General features: G+C 31.1%; 13 protein-coding genes and 1 tRNA gene. 6 read left to right on the forward strand and 8 right to left on the reverse strand.

Translation table 11 applies throughout. The features are described from left to right. Nucleotides 1-339: 339 nt before the first annotated feature. Both V9L05_RS06155 and V9L05_RS06160 read left to right on the forward strand, forming a co-directional pair. Nucleotides 340-412 (forward strand) — tRNA-Phe (locus V9L05_RS06155). A 216-nt stretch (nucleotides 413-628) separates the two neighbouring features. Beyond that, the gene (locus tag V9L05_RS06160; protein WP_338814798.1) at nucleotides 629-1,528 is read left to right on the forward strand and encodes a flavin reductase family protein; all 900 of its coding nucleotides are present in this window, start codon (nucleotides 629-631) and stop codon (nucleotides 1,526-1,528) included. 227 nt (nucleotides 1,529-1,755) lie between these two features. On the opposite strand, the gene recJ is transcribed toward V9L05_RS06160, so the two are convergent. Beyond that, nucleotides 1,756-3,483 carry a single-stranded-DNA-specific exonuclease RecJ gene (recJ, locus tag V9L05_RS06165; RefSeq protein ID WP_338814799.1) on the reverse strand — a complete coding sequence of 576 codons (1,728 nt, stop codon included), beginning with the start codon at nucleotides 3,481-3,483 and terminating at the stop codon, nucleotides 1,756-1,758. A 563-nt stretch (nucleotides 3,484-4,046) separates the two neighbouring features. Between recJ and rimK the strand changes: the two genes are divergently transcribed. Beyond that, nucleotides 4,047-4,946, forward strand: a complete 900-nt coding sequence (rimK, locus tag V9L05_RS06170; RefSeq protein ID WP_338794107.1) for a 30S ribosomal protein S6--L-glutamate ligase — start codon at nucleotides 4,047-4,049, stop codon at nucleotides 4,944-4,946. A gap of 77 nt (nucleotides 4,947-5,023) precedes the next feature. Here the strand turns inward: rimK and V9L05_RS06175 are convergent, their stop codons facing one another. Then, nucleotides 5,024-5,572, reverse strand: coding sequence for a PH domain-containing protein (locus V9L05_RS06175; protein WP_338814800.1), 549 nt, complete (start codon nucleotides 5,570-5,572; stop codon nucleotides 5,024-5,026). Nucleotides 5,573-5,743: 171 nt separating this feature from the next. Here V9L05_RS06175 and trmB point away from each other — a divergent pair, with 171 nt between their 5' ends. Then, nucleotides 5,744-6,400, forward strand: coding sequence for a tRNA (guanosine(46)-N7)-methyltransferase TrmB (trmB, locus tag V9L05_RS06180; RefSeq protein WP_338814801.1), 657 nt, complete (start codon nucleotides 5,744-5,746; stop codon nucleotides 6,398-6,400). A gap of 182 nt (nucleotides 6,401-6,582) precedes the next feature. Here the strand turns inward: trmB and V9L05_RS06185 are convergent, their stop codons facing one another. The 5 genes from V9L05_RS06185 to V9L05_RS06205 form a co-directional block, all read right to left on the reverse strand. Continuing rightward, a complete protein-coding gene (locus V9L05_RS06185) occupies nucleotides 6,583-7,035 on the reverse strand; it encodes a hypothetical protein (protein WP_338794100.1) in 453 nt (150 codons plus the stop codon). A gap of 59 nt (nucleotides 7,036-7,094) precedes the next feature. Continuing rightward, a complete protein-coding gene (locus V9L05_RS06190; RefSeq protein ID WP_338814802.1) occupies nucleotides 7,095-13,241 on the reverse strand; it encodes an alpha-2-macroglobulin family protein in 6,147 nt (2,048 codons plus the stop codon). 125 nt (nucleotides 13,242-13,366) lie between these two features. Further along, nucleotides 13,367-13,780: a VOC family protein gene (locus V9L05_RS06195; RefSeq protein ID WP_338814803.1), complete on the reverse strand. Its 414-nt coding sequence runs from the start codon at nucleotides 13,778-13,780 to the stop codon at nucleotides 13,367-13,369. Nucleotides 13,781-13,795: 15 nt separating this feature from the next. Next, entirely contained in the window at nucleotides 13,796-15,196 is a 1,401-nt protein-coding gene (locus V9L05_RS06200; protein ID WP_338814804.1) for a hypothetical protein, read from the reverse strand. Between the two features lie 93 nt (nucleotides 15,197-15,289). Continuing rightward, nucleotides 15,290-15,616, reverse strand: a complete 327-nt coding sequence (locus V9L05_RS06205) for a DUF3467 domain-containing protein (protein WP_338794092.1) — start codon at nucleotides 15,614-15,616, stop codon at nucleotides 15,290-15,292. A 492-nt stretch (nucleotides 15,617-16,108) separates the two neighbouring features. Between V9L05_RS06205 and V9L05_RS06210 the strand changes: the two genes are divergently transcribed. Together V9L05_RS06210 and V9L05_RS06215 are read left to right on the forward strand one after the other, a co-directional pair. Then, a complete protein-coding gene (locus V9L05_RS06210) occupies nucleotides 16,109-17,053 on the forward strand; it encodes an AraC family transcriptional regulator (protein ID WP_338794195.1) in 945 nt (314 codons plus the stop codon). A 217-nt stretch (nucleotides 17,054-17,270) separates the two neighbouring features. Beyond that, a complete protein-coding gene (locus tag V9L05_RS06215; RefSeq protein WP_338814805.1) occupies nucleotides 17,271-18,170 on the forward strand; it encodes a hypothetical protein in 900 nt (299 codons plus the stop codon). Between the two features lie 64 nt (nucleotides 18,171-18,234). On the opposite strand, the gene V9L05_RS06220 is transcribed toward V9L05_RS06215, so the two are convergent. Further along, nucleotides 18,235-18,834: a carboxymuconolactone decarboxylase family protein gene (locus tag V9L05_RS06220; RefSeq protein ID WP_338794089.1), complete on the reverse strand. Its 600-nt coding sequence runs from the start codon at nucleotides 18,832-18,834 to the stop codon at nucleotides 18,235-18,237. Nucleotides 18,835-18,901: the final 67 nt, after the last annotated feature.

The following is an 18,901-nucleotide window of genomic DNA, read 5'->3' on the forward strand; positions in this document are numbered from 1 at the left end:
ATTTTTAATTGTTCTTCAAACAGCACAATATAATTATCAAAAAACAAATCCCCCAATATTTTCTCTAGCATCTAAAAAAACTTCAAACTATTTTAAAAATTTATTCCAAACTATCTTTCTGAAAATCAATCGCTTAGTAGTGTGTTGATAGTTTTTGTTTATTTTTTTTGAAAAAAGTTTAGGATAGTGTTTGGATATTAAGAAAAAGAACGTACCTTTGCATCGCACTAAGGGAAACAAAAACATCAAAAAGTAAAAATTTTTAAATAAGTTTTGAAATTTTGAACTAAAAGTTTATCAAAAGTGTAATTGGTTTATCAGAATCAATTTCATAAATACGGTGATGTAGCTCAGCTGGTAGAGCGTCGGACTGAAAATCCGTGTGTCGGTGGTTCGAGCCCACTCATCACCACCGTAGTAAAAACCCAAATTAAGTAATAACTTTTTTTGGGTTTTTTTTGTTGTCTTAGATTATTAAGTCCTTTATTTTTTTATCCTCAACGACGACAAAGTCTCGTTGACGGTTAAGAAATAGAAATAACCGTCGTTGAGACTCAAATGAAGTCGTCAACGAGGATTTAAAATAGCAGAAAATTTATCATTAATCATTTACCCTTAATCACTCTTTATGTCTGATTTCAATTCTTATCTTCCTTCTGATTTACCTGTTCCAGCTTTTCACGGCTTACTTTTGGGCGCAATTTCACCTCGTCCGATTGCCTTTGCCAGTACGATAGACAAAGACGGAAATGTCAATCTTTCTCCTTTTAGTTTCTTTAATGTCTTTGGTGCAAATCCTCCTACGCTTATTTTTTCCCCTGCTAGGAGAGTGAGAGATAATACTATAAAACATACTTTAGAAAATGTAAAAGAGGTCGGAGAAGTCGTTATTAATATGGTTTCGTATGCGATGGTAGAACAGATGTCGCTTTCAAGCACAGAATACGATAAAGGAGTAAACGAATTTACTAAATCTGGCTTTACACCGATTGCATCTGAAACAATCGCTCCACCTCGTGTTTTGGAATCTCCTGCACAATTTGAATGCGTAGTAAAACAGATTATTGAAACAGGAACAGAAGGAGGCGCAGGAAATTTGATTATTTGTGAAGTAAAAAAAATGCACATCAATAAAGCTGTTTTGGATAAAGAGGGAAAAATTGATCCACACCTTATAGATTTAGTTGCTCGTATGGGAGGAAATTATTATGCTAGAGCGAGTGGAGACGCTGTTTTTGAGGTAGCCAAACCATTATCTACAAAAGGAATTGGTGTTGATGCGCTTCCTGATGCTATCAAAAACAGTAAATTTTTATCTGGAAATACTTTAGGAAAACTAGGAAATGTAGAACAACTTCCAACCATTGAAGAAATAGAAGAACAAGAATTTGCAGATTTGAACGAAGAAGAAAAAGAAATGGTCAGAAGTAGTTTTCCAAATGAAGAAGCACAACACAAAACAGCAGAAGAATATGCTCAAAAAGGAGAAGTTATGAAAGCGTGGGCAGTTCTTTTACAGTCTGTTTAATCTAGTAAGTATTGAACTAATAAATAAACCCACGAATAAATTTGTGGGTTTATTAGTTTTCTTAAAGAATTAAAATTGAAGTTGTTTAAGAATACTCATTTTTCCTTAGAACTGAGTTTGCAAATCCAGTTCTAAGGAAAAATAACAAAGCCTTTGTTGGTGTTTTAGCGTAGCGATACCAACAAATATATCCACAAATCCCATTCTTAAAGAATTAAAATTCATTTTCAATCTACTTTCAAAATATCCCTAATTTCAAGCTGTAAATAGCTTTTATCTCTAAAATGATTTTCACTTATCAAAAAAGCAATATCATACCTAGATGTAGTATTGATTTGTTTAAAAAAATGAGCTTTTCCGAAAGAAATAGCAGAAAAAAGAGACGTGCCTTGCCTAACTTGTACTTTGAGGTGAGTTTCTTTTACGATTTTAGGAGAAAAAAGCTGGACACTACGAGCCACAAAAACAGGACGCATATTCTGAGGACCAAAAGGTGACATTTGTTTGATGATAGCAAACATTTTTTGAGTAACCTGTGATAAATCAATTTCCATATCTACCCGAACAGGAGGAACAAGTTGTTCTTTTTCTAAAGTATCAGTGACAGCATTTTCAAAACGCTCTTGAAATTTTTCTACATTTTCGATAGGCATAGACATTCCCGAAGCAAATTTATGCCCTCCAAATTGTGTCAGTAAATCCGAACAACTCTCAACAGCTTTATAAATATCAAAATCAGAAATAGAACGAGCCGAACCAACAGCCAAATCTCCCTTTTCAGATTCTGAGTGTGTCAAAATTACAGTAGGTCGATACGTTTTTTCTACACATTTTGCTGCTGCAATTCCGACCAAGCCTTTATGCCAATTTTTACTAAACAGAACATTTGTTTTGCGTGTAGGCACAGATTTTTTCAGAATTTCATCAATTTCAATCATCATTTTACGCTCCATGTCTCGGCGCAAATCATTTTTTTGATTTAATGTTCTGGCTAATTCATTTGCCTCTTTGTCCGAAGAAGCCAAAAGTAAATTTAAGGAATTATAAGCATCTGTAATTCTTCCTGCTGCATTAAGACGAGGGGCAACCGAAAAAACAATATCACGAACACCTATTTTTCGTCCATAACTATTTATCAAATTCAAAAGTGCTTTTACGCCTGGTAGTGGGTCAATATTTATTTTTTCTAATCCAAAATAACTCAAAATTCTGTTTTCCCCTACCATTGGAACTAAATCAGCAGCAATACTCAAGGCTACCAAATCCAAATAATAGTGCAAATTTCGCTCAGAAGTACCTGTTCTTATACAAAAACCTTGTAGAAACTTATAACCAATAGCACAAGCAGAAAGGTCTTTAAATGGATAATTACACCCTTTTTGTTTTGGATTGAGCATAGCAAAACTAACAGGTAGTTCTTCATCTGGTAAGTGATGGTCACAAACTACAAAATCAATTCCCCAATCTTTAGCTTGTTGGATTTGTTCATTTGCTTTTACACCACAATCCAAACAAATAATTAAGTTTATATTTTCTTTTTTTGCAAAAGCTAATCCTTCCTTGGTAATTCCGTAACCTTCTGTATTTCGGTTTGGAATATAAAACTGTACATTTTTTTCATCAGTAACATCTGCATATAATTTTTTCAAAAAACCATAAACAATAGCTACTGAAGTAATTCCATCTACATCGTAATCTCCATAAACAAGTATTTTTTCTTGATTTTGTATCGCTTCTTTTAAGCGATTTATGGCTGTATCCATTCCTTTCATCAAAAAAGGAGAATGCAAATGAGATAGAGAGGGACGAAAAAATGACTTTGCGCTTTCAAAATCACTTACGCCACGCTGCAAAAGTAAAGTTGCAGGAATGCTACTGACATTGACTTCTTTGGATAGGTTTGAAATTTTTTCATCAGAAGGTAAAGGTTCAAAAAGCCAACGTTTGGTTTGCATATTAAAAAGACGTAGATAGAATGAAAACAAAAATTAGGTTTATAATCAAGGATATTTTTTACTTGATTAAACCTACTAAATAAAAGTCATACAATCAATATTTAGATTGTTTTATATTTTTTTTGTTCCTTCTAAATTTGACTATATTTCTATTTATTTCTGAATCAGTTAAGTGAACAGAATCATTTGTAGATTCATTAGAATTTGTCTAATATTTTAAAAAAAATATTGAAAGACTAAACTTTTACTTTCAAATTATTTTTTAATTCTATATTATTCTATTTAGCGAATTCTGTTTTACTTTTTAGTAATTCCTTTAAGATTAAGTTTGTTTAAAGCTAAACAAATCAGTAACTGATAGATTATAATATTGAGAATTTTTACAAAGAAGTAATAAATCTAAATCTTAATAGAAAAGCAGATTTATATATAGTATAGTTTTTATTACCAATCGGAAAAAATATGTATTACTCAATCTTAATTTTTAGTCAAAAATTAGTAAGCAAATATTTTTTGGTAGATTACTCACAAAATTATTTATTGTCTCTATCTAACAAAAAGAAATGAAAATTGCCGTTCTATCTACAAATAAAAATTTGTACTCCACCAAAAGGTTGATTGAAGCCATTGAAAACAAAGGACATGAAGCTATGCTCATTAATCATACAAAATGTCATTTTGAAATGGAAGAAGGACATCCAACCATTTTTCATAAAGGAAAATTACTTCCTTATTTTGATGCTATTATTCCTAGAATTGGTGCATCAGTTACCTATATTGGAACAGCAGTAGTTCGCCAATTCGAAATGCAAGGTACTCTTTGTGCTAATAGTTCAGAAAGTATTTCACAATCTAGAGACAAACTTCGTAGTCTTCAATTATTATCAAAAATAGGTGTAGGAATTCCAAAGACTGTTTTTGCTAGTTTTCCAAAAAACAACGAAGTTGATATGCTTATCAAAGAGGTAGGAGGTACACCTGTTATTATAAAAGTCTTGGAAGGAACACAAGGCTTAGGTGTTGTTTTGGCAGAGACTGACCAAGCAGCTAAATCTACTATTGAAGCCTTTTCAGGCATAAAGCAAAATATTTTGATTCAGGAGTTCATTGAAGAATCAGGTGGTGCTGATATTCGTGCATTTGTAGTAGATGGTAAAGTGGTTGGTTCAATGAAAAGACAGGGAAAAGAAGGTGAATTTCGCTCAAATCTTCATAGAGGAGGAGCAAGTACAATTATTGAGCTTTCAGAAATAGAATCTCAAACAGCTATAAAAGCTGCTCAAGCAATGGGTTTGTGTGTAGCAGGTGTAGATATTTTAGTTTCTTCTCGTGGGCCTTTAGTTTTGGAAGTCAATTCTTCTCCAGGTTTGCAAGGAATAGAAACAGCTACACAAGTAGATATTGCTACAAAAATAGTAGAATATATAGAACGTATTAGCACTGCAAAACAAAAAGAAGAATGATATTTTATTTTTATCAATTAAACAATATTTTAACCCTGCTTCTATATAAATTCAAAGTCATACATAGATAATTTGAGTTACTCAAAGTCGACTTCTCTAACATTTTTATTTGTTCTGAGTCGTTCTACTTGATTTCTTAAGTTATTTCGAAGCTCATCACCTTTTCGTATTCCAGACAAAGAAAGATTAGGATTACTTCTATCTGATGATGTTATTTCAATGACCGAAAGACCTACCAAACGTTGTAAAAAAGGTTCTACCAAACGAATATCTTTTACTCTATATAATTCTATTTCATCAGTCGTACGTGTCAGCATTCCTTTTTTTATGATAAGTCGTTCGCTTGTAAGTGTATAATTGATAAAACGAGTATCAAATATTCTTAGAAAAATAATCGAAAAAGGAATAATAATACTAGCAAGCAAAACTACCCAAAAGAATGTATCTAATTTGGGATTTTCAATTCCTTTTGTCCATAAATAAATAATAATAGTAGGAAGAACAATTCCTAAAATTGCCCAAAAAATGACATTTCCAAGGTGCAAAAGCCAAGAAGGCGAGCCACTCCAAAGGGTTTGCTCAGTAGTAGAATTATTTAAATTATCTGATGGATTTGGTGTATTCATTTCAAAAAAGGCTTTAAATTAGTTAGAATTATGGCTTGCAATGAAGCAAGATAAGATAGAATGAAATATATTTGCATTCAAATTATACATCACTTACAAAAATAAGAATATTTAGAAGATTAATCTCTTCAAAAATCAGTCTTTAGATATACGTTTAAAACACAAGAAAAGATGGCTAGAAAAAAAATGATGCGTTTTGAAGAAAACTTAGAACGTTATAATGTATTACAAATGGAAGATAAAGCCTATACAAAATTAAAAGGAAATTGGAACAAAACTCATTTTCCCTCATCACAACCTATCGTTTTAGAACTTGCTTGTGGATATGGTGAATATAGCGTAGGACTAGGAAAAGTTTATCCAAACAAAAATTTTGTTGGTGTAGATGTAAAAGGAGATAGATTATGGAGAGGAAGCACAGATGCTTTAGCAAATGATTCTTTTAATGTAGCCTTTTTACGTGCCGAAATTCAAAAGTTAGATGAGTTTTTTGAAGAAAATGAAGTAAGTGAAATTTGGGTAATTCATCCAGACCCACGTCCAAGAAAAAGAGATAGAAAACGCAGATTGACAAACTCTCGTTTTTTGGATATGTATAAAAAAATATTAAAAAAAGGAGGAACTGTTCATATCAAAACTGATGATGACCCTCTTTATGATTATACATTAGAAGAAATAGCAAAGTATAAAATCAAAAACCTTTTAGTAACACGAGATTTACATAATTCGCCGCTCTATCCAGAACATCACGGGATACTTACACGCTACGAAAAACGAGCGCAAAAACAAGGTTTGAAAATTAATTATTTGCGTTTTGAGTTTGAATAATAATACCAATATTTTGAAATAAGTTCAGAGAAAAATATTTTGCAATTCTAAACTTTTACTATACCTATTTCGTATATTTGTAGTAAAGACAGTAACCGAAGTCGTTTTTAGACGTGAGTAGTTGGGCTTTATTGCATGATTACGTCGGTGAGGTTTTTATTATAGCCTTCTTTAAATATTTTTTATTTAGTAGAAGGCTTTTTTTTGTAGAGAGTTTGTAACATTATTCGACTTACTTTACTTTTTTTCTTGCTTGTAATGCGCCTAATTTCAAAAATAGCTATTAGAGTAGTTTCTGTTTTTTTGTGAAACAAAACAGATTTTTTTCCTTTTTTCTCATCTGCCGAAATTAAATCTGCTTCAAAAACAACTTCTATTATTTTTGTAAAATCAGATTTTTCAATGGGTAATTGTGAGTTGTTCAACTCATTATCCTTTCCATGTCGGTTTAGACTATGACGAATACTATACGAATCTATTGAAATTAAAAAATTATTCAAATCCTCTTTTGTATCTTGTATTATTTTTTGATGAAACTCCTTTTCTATTTTTCCTAAGTCAATTATCTTTAGTTCATTATTTTTATTTTCTGTTACTTCATCAAAAAGTCTTTCAATAGATTCTTTTATATTCATCTTTTAATTTGATTAATGATAATTTTGTCAAATATAAAAAATAAATATTATTATTTATATTACTTCACAAAAACCTTCTTTGTTCCTTCATTTCCCTTAACACTTGGAAAATACATCAGTTCTACACTTGCAGGATTGAGCGTAAAAACTCCCGAATAACGAGGTTCTAAGATAATCTCAAAAGTATGTGTTCCGATAGGCATTTTTGTGCAGAAAATAGCTGTTTTGTGTTTAAACTCTTCTCTATAGGTTTCGATTCCTCTGTAATAGTAGTAATAGTTTTGCCTAAATGAATATGGATTTTTTCCATATACGCAACTTGCAGGAATTGGAACTTCTATCGATACATATTCAGATTCTTTTTGAGCTGTTACTTCTATGGTCAGAATGATAGGCTTTCCTGCTGTAATATAAATAGAATCTGATTTCAACTCCGTTATTTTTTTAGATTTTTCATTTTTAAAATAGGTTTTGATATGAAAATTATCACTTGTCTTTTGAGTTACTTGAGGTAAAAAATATTGTTGCGACAAACTAACAAAAACAGGTGCAAGTCCTTTTTTGACTAACTGATTTGGTAGATTTTCTCTAGAAAAAAGATAATCACTTTCTGTATTTATCGTTTTATTATTTGCAGTTATTTCTATATTAGACGGATTTTTACTTTTTGATTCAAAATCTGGTAAAATAGTTGATAAAATACTTGCCGATTCGTGCGTACTTCTCCAATATCCATTTTGATTACGGCTTTCAAGAAAATACTGCCTAACCTTTGCTAAATCAATAGAAGGCGTATTTTTTCCTTTTGCATCTCTCAAAATTTGATATGCCAAAAGATTTGTTTGTACATTATTTTGAAACAAAGAATAATATCCTTTGTAATCGTATTCTTGCCAAAAAATTCCTCCAAAAAGTGTTTTTTTCTGCTTTACTTCCAAGATACGAAGCGAAATAGGCAAGTCGTACAACTGCCTCAAACGCAAAATAGAAAGTTGATTATAAAATGAATGATACTTAGCTGTGTCTTCTTGAATTTGCAGAGCAATTGCCAGTCTTTCGACACTACTTTTGTATATTTTTTGATAGGTTTTGTTTTTTGAAAGAGCTGTATAAATTTCCACTTGCTCATTGTCCATTCGTATAGACAAATCATCTCTCAAAACCTTTTCAGCCTTTGATAAAGTTTCGCTAGGAATTTCATAGTCTTTTTCTTTTGCATCAAACAGAACACCATAAATGTATGCTGTCATGTGAGCATTTGGCGCAGAAGTAGCCCACCAACCCCACCAGCCGTCTTCATATTGCGCTTCAACAAGTTTTTTGATTAACTCATCTAATTCTTTCTGTTTTTTCTTTTCAAAAGGTAAATCCAAAGCCGTTTTTATGTCTTTTTCAAGTATATAAGCACGAATTTTTGAGGCTTTTTGTTCGTTACAGGCATAAGCATAATTTTGAATGTGTTCCAATTCTGAAACCATTGCTTCCAAAATATTATCTTTTACATAAAGTCTGACAGGGTTTTGAGTAGAAAGAGAATCTTTAAAAGCTCTCAAATCTAGTGTAGTATCGCCTTCCAAGACAGCAAAAAAACCTCTTGATTGTGTCAATCCTTTCTTGAAAATCGGAATCTTTCGCTCTTCGCCATCTGTATAAATTTGTTTTTCAGAAATATCAGCATTCATCACATATTGAACTGTCAGAGAATCTTGTAAATTATTCAGAGAATCAATAGAAAAATTTTGAGTTTTTTCAGAATTATCAGCCACACTAAAACGCAAAGAATCTACACTTGAAAACAAGACATTTCGCTCTCCTTTTTGTATTTTATTTTCTTTTAGGTCAAAAAAAGTATTCACTTTTACAGAATCACTACTGTAGGAAGCTATTTTTCCAATAATTCTGACCGAATCGCCTTCTATCAAAAAACGAGGAAGTGAAAGCTGTGCCGAAAGTGTCAGAAAAGAATTGGTCTGAACGAGTGCTTGACCGTTTTTATTCTTCTTTCCATAAGCAATGGCGAGTGTTTTCCAACTTGTAATATCATCTGGATAGGTAGCTTCAAAACTTGCTTTTCCATTTTCATCTGTTCTTAAAGTTGGCTGCCAGATTGCATTATCTGTAAAATAATTTCGGATATTTTTCTTTTTCTGTTGGGTAACAGAATCCTCTAAATCAAGGCTTTTAGTTTCAAGATTTAATGAATTTGACAGTTGGAGTCTATTATTTGAAAGCTGTACGCCACTTGCACTACCACTCAAAGCATCTACCACAGAAACAGAATAAGATGCTGAATTTCTAGTTCTTGATGGAGAATAAGACGCAACTACAACAGATTCAAGAAGTTGTGATGATTCATTCATATTTACATCAAGCCAAACATCATAAGGAGTAGTAGTTTTTTCTACGGATTCAAAACCAATATATTGAAAAACCAATATACTTCCCACAGGAGCAATAATTGAATAATTGCCTTCCATGTCTGTAACTGTTCCACGATTTGTTCCTTTTATTATGACAGTCGCCCCAGGGAGGGTTTCTCCTATACCATCAAATACTTTTCCTCTATACAATTTTCCATTTCTTACAAAATCATAATCATTATAGTAATCGGTTATTGTTTGTGATTGGTATGAGGTTTCTATTTCTTCAATTTCTTGCAACTGAGTAGAATCTTGATTTCTTTCTCGCTCATAACAGTTGATGCCCATTTTTTCGAAGTCAATGATTTTAACAGATGGATTTTTATCATCCATTTTGAAATTATTAATTTTCTGACATTTATTTCCTCCATAGCTATTGTAAAAGACAAAAATTTGATATGTTCCAGCAGGTAGTTTTCCTTTAAATGGAATTAGGTTTCTAAAAAAATATTCTTTCTCAAAATTCTCACTCAAAGAATCTATATTTTTGAAGGTGAGTTTGTTCCAATGCCTAGAAATTACTTGAAATTGTGGGGTTGTCCATTCATACAAATAAGGTGCAGACTTTTGTATTTTATAAGCTGAATAATCGAAAAATGGAAAAACATAATTATTGTAAAATAAACTCTTATCAGTATTTGCAGAAACATATTTTTGAGAAGAAAAAAAAGATTTAGAAAGTGTATCGATTTTAGTAATTTCTCCTCCCTCATAATAAAAAGTAATTTTCTCTGTTGTACTTCTTACTTTTTGATATTCTTTTAATAAAATCGAATCAACCTCAATATACTTACCTTCTTCAAAATTATATCCTACAAAAGGCTCAAAATAAAGTGTATCCCATTTTGTTCGTCTGTCTCTCAAAACTCTAAATTCGCCTTTATTAAGAAGAGGAAAGTGCCATTCATAATGATATGTATTTACAGAATCATTTCGTATAGATTTATATTTTGAAGAAATTCTTTGTGGTGGGTTTGCTCCTTGTTGGATTGTCATTCCTTCATTCAAACGACTATCTCCATACGTAATTCCAAAAAAAGCGTGTGAACCAAGCATTAATTTTTCTTCATTAGATACTTCCAAACCTGCATTTTTTTTGTGTAGATAACTCGGCAAATTATCCAAATCAAAAGATAGAATAGTTTCACTTCCTATCGGAACAGAAATAGTATCAATCGTAATGATGCTATATCTCAAACGAACTTCTAGTTTATGAATACCTTCTGAAAGCGTGATTAGATGGTCTTGATACACATTTGCATTTGACAAATACGCCAAACTATCATCAATTTTTATCCAAGCAATATCTTCATATCCTTTTTGGGTAAAGAAAAATGGAAATAATGCACCTGTATTTGGATTATGATTTATATCAAAAGATTCCTTCAAAAGATTAATTCTATACTTTTCTGCATTTACGTTTTTTAGTTTGGTTAATAAAGAATCTTGTAGTTTTTGGTAGGAAACAGAAAATCTAAAACCTTTTTTTTTGGGAAAAATAAAATTATAATAGGCAATAGAATCTAAACCAAAACGATTTTGCCAATTTGGATAATATCCCAAATTTTTAGTTCTGACACCTTGATTTTTCAAATATATGTCTGCTAATTTTTTCTTTTTCTTAAATCTAAAACGACTTGTTAGAGTATTGGAAATATTTACTTTTGTATAATCATCAAACTTTCCATTGGTAGCCAAAACGGTAAGGTCAGCATTTTTGACAGGACGTTTTTTGTAATCTGTAACGGTTACATTTATTTTTTCTTTGAAAGAAGGCGAAGTCAATAAAGGTGCGTCAAGTGAAACAAAAAGCTGTTTTCTGTTGCGTAAAAAAACTTGTTTGTCATATTTTGTCTGACCTGCAAATGTATAAGTAGTTTGCAGTGTATAGATTTTTTTATGTTTGTCTTTGATGGCAATTCGAATAATTGAAGAAGAATCTGCCTTTTTGTTTATCAAATTATTTTTACAAAAAAGACTATAACGCACCATCGTTTTGAAGGGATTTTGAATGGTCATAATCAAAGAATCTTGTAAATAATAACCACTCATTGATAGACTATTTGGAATACTGACATCTTGTGTCAGAAAATTATATCCATCAGATTTGTATTCTGATATATTTACCAAAAAATTAAAACGACTATAAATTGCATTCACTTTTTCTTTAAATGGAAATTCTATGCTATCTTTTTTTATGGTTTGATGACCAAAATTATCTGTAAAATACCTATAAACGAAACCTTTTTTAGAAACCGTATCTTTTCCTTCTCTATAAACGGCATACACAAAACCATCTTCAAAACGAGCTTCTAAATTTGGTTTTTTGGTAAAATACTCATAATTAATAGAAAGCGTTTCTTCTAATCTTTCGTTATTAGAGTTATGTAAAACGGCTTTTACATCATAGAGTAAGTCAGCAGCAGGAAAAATAGAATCTGGAATATGAATAATTGTTTCTCCAAAAGGCTCTAAGTTCTGCTCGTGTTTCCAAGTAATTTGATTTTGAGTAATAGAAGGTTCATAAGTAGTTTTGAGGTGTTTTGTTTCTAATTCTATCTTAATTTTTCCATCTAAAACATTGAGATTATTAAAATCTTTTGCTGTAATTCGTAGCGAAAAAGGTGTATTTCTAAAGTGACTTTCATCTGAACTTTCTACTTCAAAACTCTTTATTTCTGGTAAAATATAATCTTGATAATTGATGCGCTGTGAAACAAGAATTTTTCCTTTTTTATCTTTTAAAATTATTCCTGCAAAATTTCCTAGCTTGAGTTTTAGAGAATCAGCCAAAATAAATTCACTCTCAAAACCTCCTTTTCTATAGGCTTTTACAGCATGCAGTTTTTTATATGTATTTCTATCAGTAGCAATAAAAATATCAATTTCATTATCTGAAATCGGTTTTCCTTTTTTATTGACTAAATAAGTTTTGAAACGAAGTGTATCTAATGGACGATATTTTAATTTATCTGTTACGATATAACCATTTTCACTTGGGTATCCGTTAAAATTAGCATAATTTGAGTAATTATCATCTTCGTCATCTTTTGTAAAAATTTTGATAAAAAAACGAATAAGCCCTAAATCTTCAGGTTCTCCATAATCGATGGTTCTTATTATTTTTTTGGCTTGACGATATGGAACTATCCAAAAATATTTGACAGGAAAACTATATACTATTTTTTTGATGAAAGAGCGTTTTCTTTTATTATTATTTTGTCTTTGAGCAAGTAAATGCCACGTTTGTTCTGCATATTCAATTTCTATATTTGCTGTTTTTTTTCGGTTTGGAAGTGTGTAGCTTTTTAATTTTTTATTGTAGGAAAGTATTTGGTTGTCTAGCTTTATTTTTAGATGTGGAAGTTCATTTCCTAACGAATCATAGACAATCAGCCAAGCCCGTTTTGCATTGCTTTGTAAAACCACATTGAGAGGAGCAATAGTTGTAAGTTTTACTTTCAAAATTTCTTTTTCTGTCCAGACAGTCAAGTAATAGCCATATTCCATAGAATTAGAAAAATTAAATTCATTTAATTTATTCGTTTCGACAGAATCGACAAGAGTAATAAAACTAGTCAAGTCAGTTTTATTTTTGTCTAAAAGCTCTATAATATCCTCATTTTGGAATATTTTTTTACTCTCTTTGAGTTTGTAAATGAGTGCAACCTGACTTTCTGTTGAGCTAGTTGGGAGATAGGTATTTTTTGTAGTTGGATTGTTTTGAGAAAAAGTAGAAGAAACAGAAATGCAAAAGAAAAGTAGTAAGAAGTAGATTTTTTTCATAGTCTTTGAGTAATTTTAACTTTTATTTGAATTACTCTCTATTCGTAAAAAAGTAAGAAAGTGTTGCAAAAAGTTCTAAACTATAAAAAATTACTTTGCTACTGTTTGATAATACTAGGGAGTGGTTAGTAAAACTCTCTAGGATTGACAACTAGGGTAGTTAGTTCAACAGTATGTCCATCAATATCTTGAGTATAAATAGAGTGAAAATAATGATGGTCTTCAATAGTAAAATCCAAACCTAAGTTTTGATACCTAACTTTTGCCTTTTCAAAATTTTCAGTGGTTACATTAAATGCAAAATGGTCAATTTTCACATTTTTTGATTCAGAATCTAGTAAACTATCTTTTGTATTGGCAGGAAATAGAGCTATACCAGATTTATTAGCCAACATAAAAACAGGAAAACCTCCCCATTCTTTTAGTTGATATTTTTTTAATCCTAATACTTTTTCATACCATTTAATGGATGCTTCAATATCTTTTACACGAATTGCGACATGGTCTAAAAAATCAATTTCAAATTCTTGTTTACTCATGTTTGTAGAATTAAACTACTCTTTCAATTCGTAAATTAAAGAGTCTTTGGTAGAATACTTTTCAGATAACAACGGAATACGTTCAAAAAGTGGTGGAAGTTGTTTTTCATTATCAATAATAAAATGAGGTTTATCCTTTTCGATTTGATTATAGAATAATAGAAGTGCTTGGTAGTTATCTAATTCTTCAATTCTATTTTGTGTCAATTTCCAATCTAAGTAAGGCGTAACAGGTTTGTTATCGATATAATAACTATGATTTTCTCCAAAGACCCAAATTTTTTCATTTTTCAAATCAAAACCAGAAGGTTTTTCTACAATGGCTTTTGTGTAATCTAATGGATAAAAAATGGTTGTGCGAGTAGCCCAAAGTTGTAAAGCTATTCCACCCAAAACAGACAAAAAAAGAAGTTCAGATATCCATTTTCTTTGAATAGAAAATAGATAATAAGTTCCAAAAAAAGCAAGGGGTGGCAAGAAAAACGCAAACTGAAAAGGAAGCCAATATTTACATAATAACAAACTAAAACTAGAAGCTACAAGCCAAAAAATCATCATCTGACGACAGTAAGATTGATAATTGGTAAGACTACGACCAGAAAACATATTCAGAATAGACAATACCAAAAATAGAATAGGAAAAGCCAAGATGATAATAAAATCCTGAATAGAAAGATAAAATTTGGGGGCAAAAGAAATCGAATTGATATATTGTACTACAAAATCAATCAGACTTTCATTCCAAAAGAAATACAAAGAAAGCAGTAAAATAGGAAATGCAAAACCAAACAAAACAAGCAAATGCTGACGAAATGAAGTAGAACGAAAAACTCCCAAACCAACACTTACCCAAAAAAGAAAAATGCTAGAAGGCAAATGAAAAAGAGTGGCTATCCCCAAATAAAAACCAATCGTAAAAAGAGTTTGGTCATGTGTATTTTCAGTAAGTGTAAATATTTCACGTAATACGAGAAGCAAAAAAGTAAGCGATAAAAGTACAGGCGAAATATTCAGATAATCAAAGCTAATCGAACCAAAAAAAACATACAGCATTGCAGGAACATAGCCTCTATCTAATAAAAAATCTCTTCTTAAAAGTAAAGTATTAAAGATAATTGCCTGTACAAACAAAAGTCCAGTTCCGACAAGCGCATACCCAAAAGTAGAACGACCAAAAAGCAGATCCAAACCTGCATAAAACCAAGCTGAAAAAGGTGCAATTCCTGCAAAAACTTCTTTATAAATAGCATTTCCATCAGCGACACGCTCACCTATCAACATAAAATCCAAGATTGGACTCAATAGTGGAACATCTGTAAAAAAGACATTCAAAAGTAAAGGCAAGCGAAGTGCTAATAAAAAAAGAAGTACCGTCAAAAGACGAAAAGGGTCGTAAGTACGAAAAAATTGAAGCACAACTTATAGGGAAAATAGAGATTAGGAAATGGAAAATAGTAATCAGACAGTAGTTTATTGTGTAATTCTGAGTTCTTAATTCTAAGTTTAACTTTACGCTTCTCCTACTGTTCCACCAAAATTTAGGGGAAAGTGATTGGCTTCTTCTTGAACCGAAATTTTGCCTACATTAGCCTCAAATTTCTCAACACTATCTTTCAAAACGTGTAACAAGCGTTTGGCATGGTCAGGAGTAAGAATAATTCTTGACTGAACCTTTGCTTTTGGCGCACCTGGAACAAGTCTTACAAAATCTAAAAAAAACTCACTCTGAGAATGTGCTATCATAACCAAGTTGGCATAAGTTCCCTCTGCCATTTCTTCTGTCAATTCTATGTTTATCTGTTGTTCTTGATTATTTTTGTTTGTTGGATTATCCATAATTTTTGAGTTGTTTTAAATAATAGTTTTTTTTTGATATAAATTTTTGATTTGCAAAATATAAATCTAGCCTAAATGAATTTTTTGATAAAAATACTACTAAATCTACCTAAATCAAAAGTCTCTAAGAAACTTAGACACAAATAGAAAAGCCAAGAGGTTTTGCCAGAAAACAAAAAAAACAACTAAACAAAGTACATACTCACAGAAAAATCCAATTTTTAGGCTTAAAATTTGATTATTTACAGAAATATTATAGTATATTGCAGTATCAAATTTTGAAAGTTACTGATTTATTCCTATTTTTAAAAAGCAAAATACTATTTTTAGTTAATTAATTAGTTTAAAGTTACTTTAAATTAGACAACTATATCTTAGCTTTTTTATACATTTAATCAAAGAATTAATTATAATTACATTTTAATCATTTATGTCCAGTTTAGGTTTTCTTATTTAACGGACTAACATTTACAAACCTCTTTACTTATGTTAATGGAAGATTATAACAAAATTATCGAATCGCTTAGTATTCGATATGTACGTGCCAAAAAAACGGTCGCTACAATTCCGATGCGTATCAAGCATTTTTATGATATTGATAATTCATTAATTTTCCTTCATAAAGGAATTATGCGTTTTGGAGCTAAAAATGAGTTAGTAAAAGAAGGAGAAACACTTTTCTTACCAGCAGGTAATTATACAACAATTACCTTTGGAGAAGCTGAAAAGTATGATATTATTTCTCCAGATGATCTTTTACAAAAAAATGCTGTTCACCTTCAAACCTATCACAATCAAGAAGGCGAAGCTATTTTTTCTCAAGTTGTTTTAGATGCTCGTGTTTTTGGTTCTGTAAGTTTTTTTACTTCGCTTGATTTACCTCCTTTTGTATTTAAAAAGGCAACAAAAATCAATGATTTGATTCAAGAAATTGTAGAGGAGGAAATAAAAGAAAATATAGGTAGCTCAAGAATGCTTGTCTTGAATACAGAAAAATTAGTAGTAGAAATGATTCGTTTTGTTTTGACAGAGCGTTTGTTTGTAGAAAAATTAGCTACAAATAGCACCTATTTCAAAGACCCTCGTCTTATTCATTTGTTTACTTATATTAGAGAAAATTTAGATACAGATCTTTCAAACAAAGTTTTGGCAAGTATTGCTAATGTTTCAGAAGATTATGTAGGTCAGTATTTTAAACTCTTGACAGGAATCAATCCACAAGATTATATCGAATATCAGCGTATGGATAAAGCTGTTGAGCTTCTTCGTACTTCTAAAAAGAGTGTTCGTAGTATTGGTGTTGAAGTAGGTTATAAAGATACAGCTTATTTCTGTCGTCGTTTCAAAATGATGTTTGGTATTCCTGCTGGAAAGATGCGTAAACGTGATTCTCTCTTAAATGTACAGCAACAAGAAGCAGAACAAGAAGCCTTATAAAACATAACTTTTTTAGTAAAGAACTAGTGCTTAATCAAAACCAAATGAAGTTCAATTAATTTCATTTGGTTTTGTCTTTTATAACTATTTTTACAAACCATCAAAAAAATAAATTCTGAAAAATGCTTTTAGTCCAATTTTATGTTAATTTTGTTTGGAATTTTTTTATTGTTTATTTAAAATAGAACAATTATCAACCCTAAAAAACCTTTAAATTATGTTTACATCGAATCTTAATAATGTAGTTCTTTGTGCTACACTCTTTTTTAGTGTTCTTTTTATATCCTCATGTGATAAAGGACCTAGTGAAAATGAGAAAAAATTAGCTATGGAAGTAGAGGACTTACGCCGTGCTAGAGAAAAAGATAGTTTGTATCAAGCTGATTTACAGCAAGAAATGAATGTTATTTATGTTCGTTTGGATTCTATGCGTCAAGTAGAAGACAAAATTCGTCGCTTGACTTCAGATATGCGTGGAGGTGACATTGACCCATCAACAGGTGGAATGAGCATCGACCAAGGAATGCAACAGATTGAGCGTCAGATGCAAGCCAACCGTGCTAAAGTAGCAGAATTAGAACGTAAATTGAAAGAATCAGGGCAACAAAACTCTGCGCTTGCAAATACTATTGCTATGTTGAAGAGTTCTTTAGAAGATAAAGAGGCTCAAATTACACAAATGAGAGGGCAAATTGCTCAACTTGAAACAGAAGTAGAAGGATGGAAGTCTCGTTATTCTGGAAAAATTGACGAGCTTGACTCTACAAATGTTGTTTTGGAAGATACTCGCACAGCTGCAAATACAGCATACTACGTAATTGGAACTGAAAAAGAACTCAAAAAACAAGATATTATCATAAATGATAAAAAAGGTTTTGAGCCAGATGGACGTACAAAAAGTAAATTTACAGCTATCGACATCCGTACTACAAGTTCTATTGTAATTGGAAGTACAAGCGATGTAAAAGTAAAGAATGTAAAACTATTACCTTTACGCCCTTCTGGTTCTTTTAGAGTGGAAGAAAGAGGTGGAAATGTATATTTAGAAATTACTAATTCTGAGAAGTTTTGGGAAAGTAAATATTTAGCTATTCTTTCTAAAACGAGCTTCTTCTAATGAAATTATGAGTTATGAATTGTGAATTTTATTCTTTCACAATTCATAACTCATAATTCACAATTCAATACTTGTGTTTTCCTACATTCCAGCCATCACTTTTTAGATACTGTTCTCCTGATTCTACTGCTGGACTTTCCATTTCTGTTCCCATAGAATCATTCCAACGATTGAGATAACCAAAGAGAGCAACTACACCTAACATTTCTACAATTTCGCCCTCGTTCCAATATTTTCTCAGATTATCAGCTACTTCATCAGTTACTGCATTTGGAATCTGTGAACTTGCCAAAGCAAAGTCTAAGGCTGCTCTTTCAGCTTCTGAAAAGGCTTTGTGTGTTCTATAACTCCAAATATTTTCTAGTTGAGCTTGTTCTGCACCATATCTTTCGGCTGCACGAATAGTATGAGCTTGGCAATAACGACAACCTGCTGCGTGGCTACTGATATAACCAATAAGTCGTTTTAAAGCACTCGTAACTCTGCCTTGATTTTCCATTACAGCTTTATTCATTTCTATAAAAGCATAAGCAATACGTGGTCTGATGTGCATAGTTTTAACACTGTTGGGACAAAAACCTAGTGTTTCTTCATAAAATTCGATGAGTTCTTGAAGTTGTGCATCACCTTCTGATGATTTTGGATGAACTAAGGGTTGTTTCATTTTTAAGTTGTTTTGAGAATTATATTTTGATAAATTGAATTCCAATATAACCAAAAACGCTTTTACA

The sequence above is a fragment of the Bernardetia sp. Wsw4-3y2 genome, assembly GCF_037126295.1.
In the GTDB taxonomy this organism is placed as follows: Bacteria; Bacteroidota; Bacteroidia; order Cytophagales; family Bernardetiaceae; genus Bernardetia.

Coding starts and splice junctions, on each gene's coding strand:
- V9L05_RS06220 (WP_338794089.1), bottom strand. CDS start 18,834: ATGAAACAACCCTTAGTTCATCCAAAATCATCAGAAGGTGATGCACAA.
- V9L05_RS06190 (WP_338814802.1), bottom strand. CDS start 13,241: ATGAAAAAAATCTACTTCTTACTACTTTTCTTTTGCATTTCTGTTTCT.
- trmB (WP_338814801.1), top strand. CDS start 5,744: ATGGCTAGAAAAAAAATGATGCGTTTTGAAGAAAACTTAGAACGTTAT.
- V9L05_RS06195 (WP_338814803.1), bottom strand. CDS start 13,780: ATGAGTAAACAAGAATTTGAAATTGATTTTTTAGACCATGTCGCAATT.
- rimK (WP_338794107.1), top strand. CDS start 4,047: ATGAAAATTGCCGTTCTATCTACAAATAAAAATTTGTACTCCACCAAA.
- V9L05_RS06160 (WP_338814798.1), top strand. CDS start 629: ATGTCTGATTTCAATTCTTATCTTCCTTCTGATTTACCTGTTCCAGCT.
- V9L05_RS06210 (WP_338794195.1), top strand. CDS start 16,109: ATGGAAGATTATAACAAAATTATCGAATCGCTTAGTATTCGATATGTA.
- V9L05_RS06215 (WP_338814805.1), top strand. CDS start 17,271: ATGTTTACATCGAATCTTAATAATGTAGTTCTTTGTGCTACACTCTTT.
- V9L05_RS06205 (WP_338794092.1), bottom strand. CDS start 15,616: ATGGATAATCCAACAAACAAAAATAATCAAGAACAACAGATAAACATA.
- V9L05_RS06185 (WP_338794100.1), bottom strand. CDS start 7,035: ATGAATATAAAAGAATCTATTGAAAGACTTTTTGATGAAGTAACAGAA.
- V9L05_RS06175 (WP_338814800.1), bottom strand. CDS start 5,572: ATGAATACACCAAATCCATCAGATAATTTAAATAATTCTACTACTGAG.
- recJ (WP_338814799.1), bottom strand. CDS start 3,483: ATGCAAACCAAACGTTGGCTTTTTGAACCTTTACCTTCTGATGAAAAA.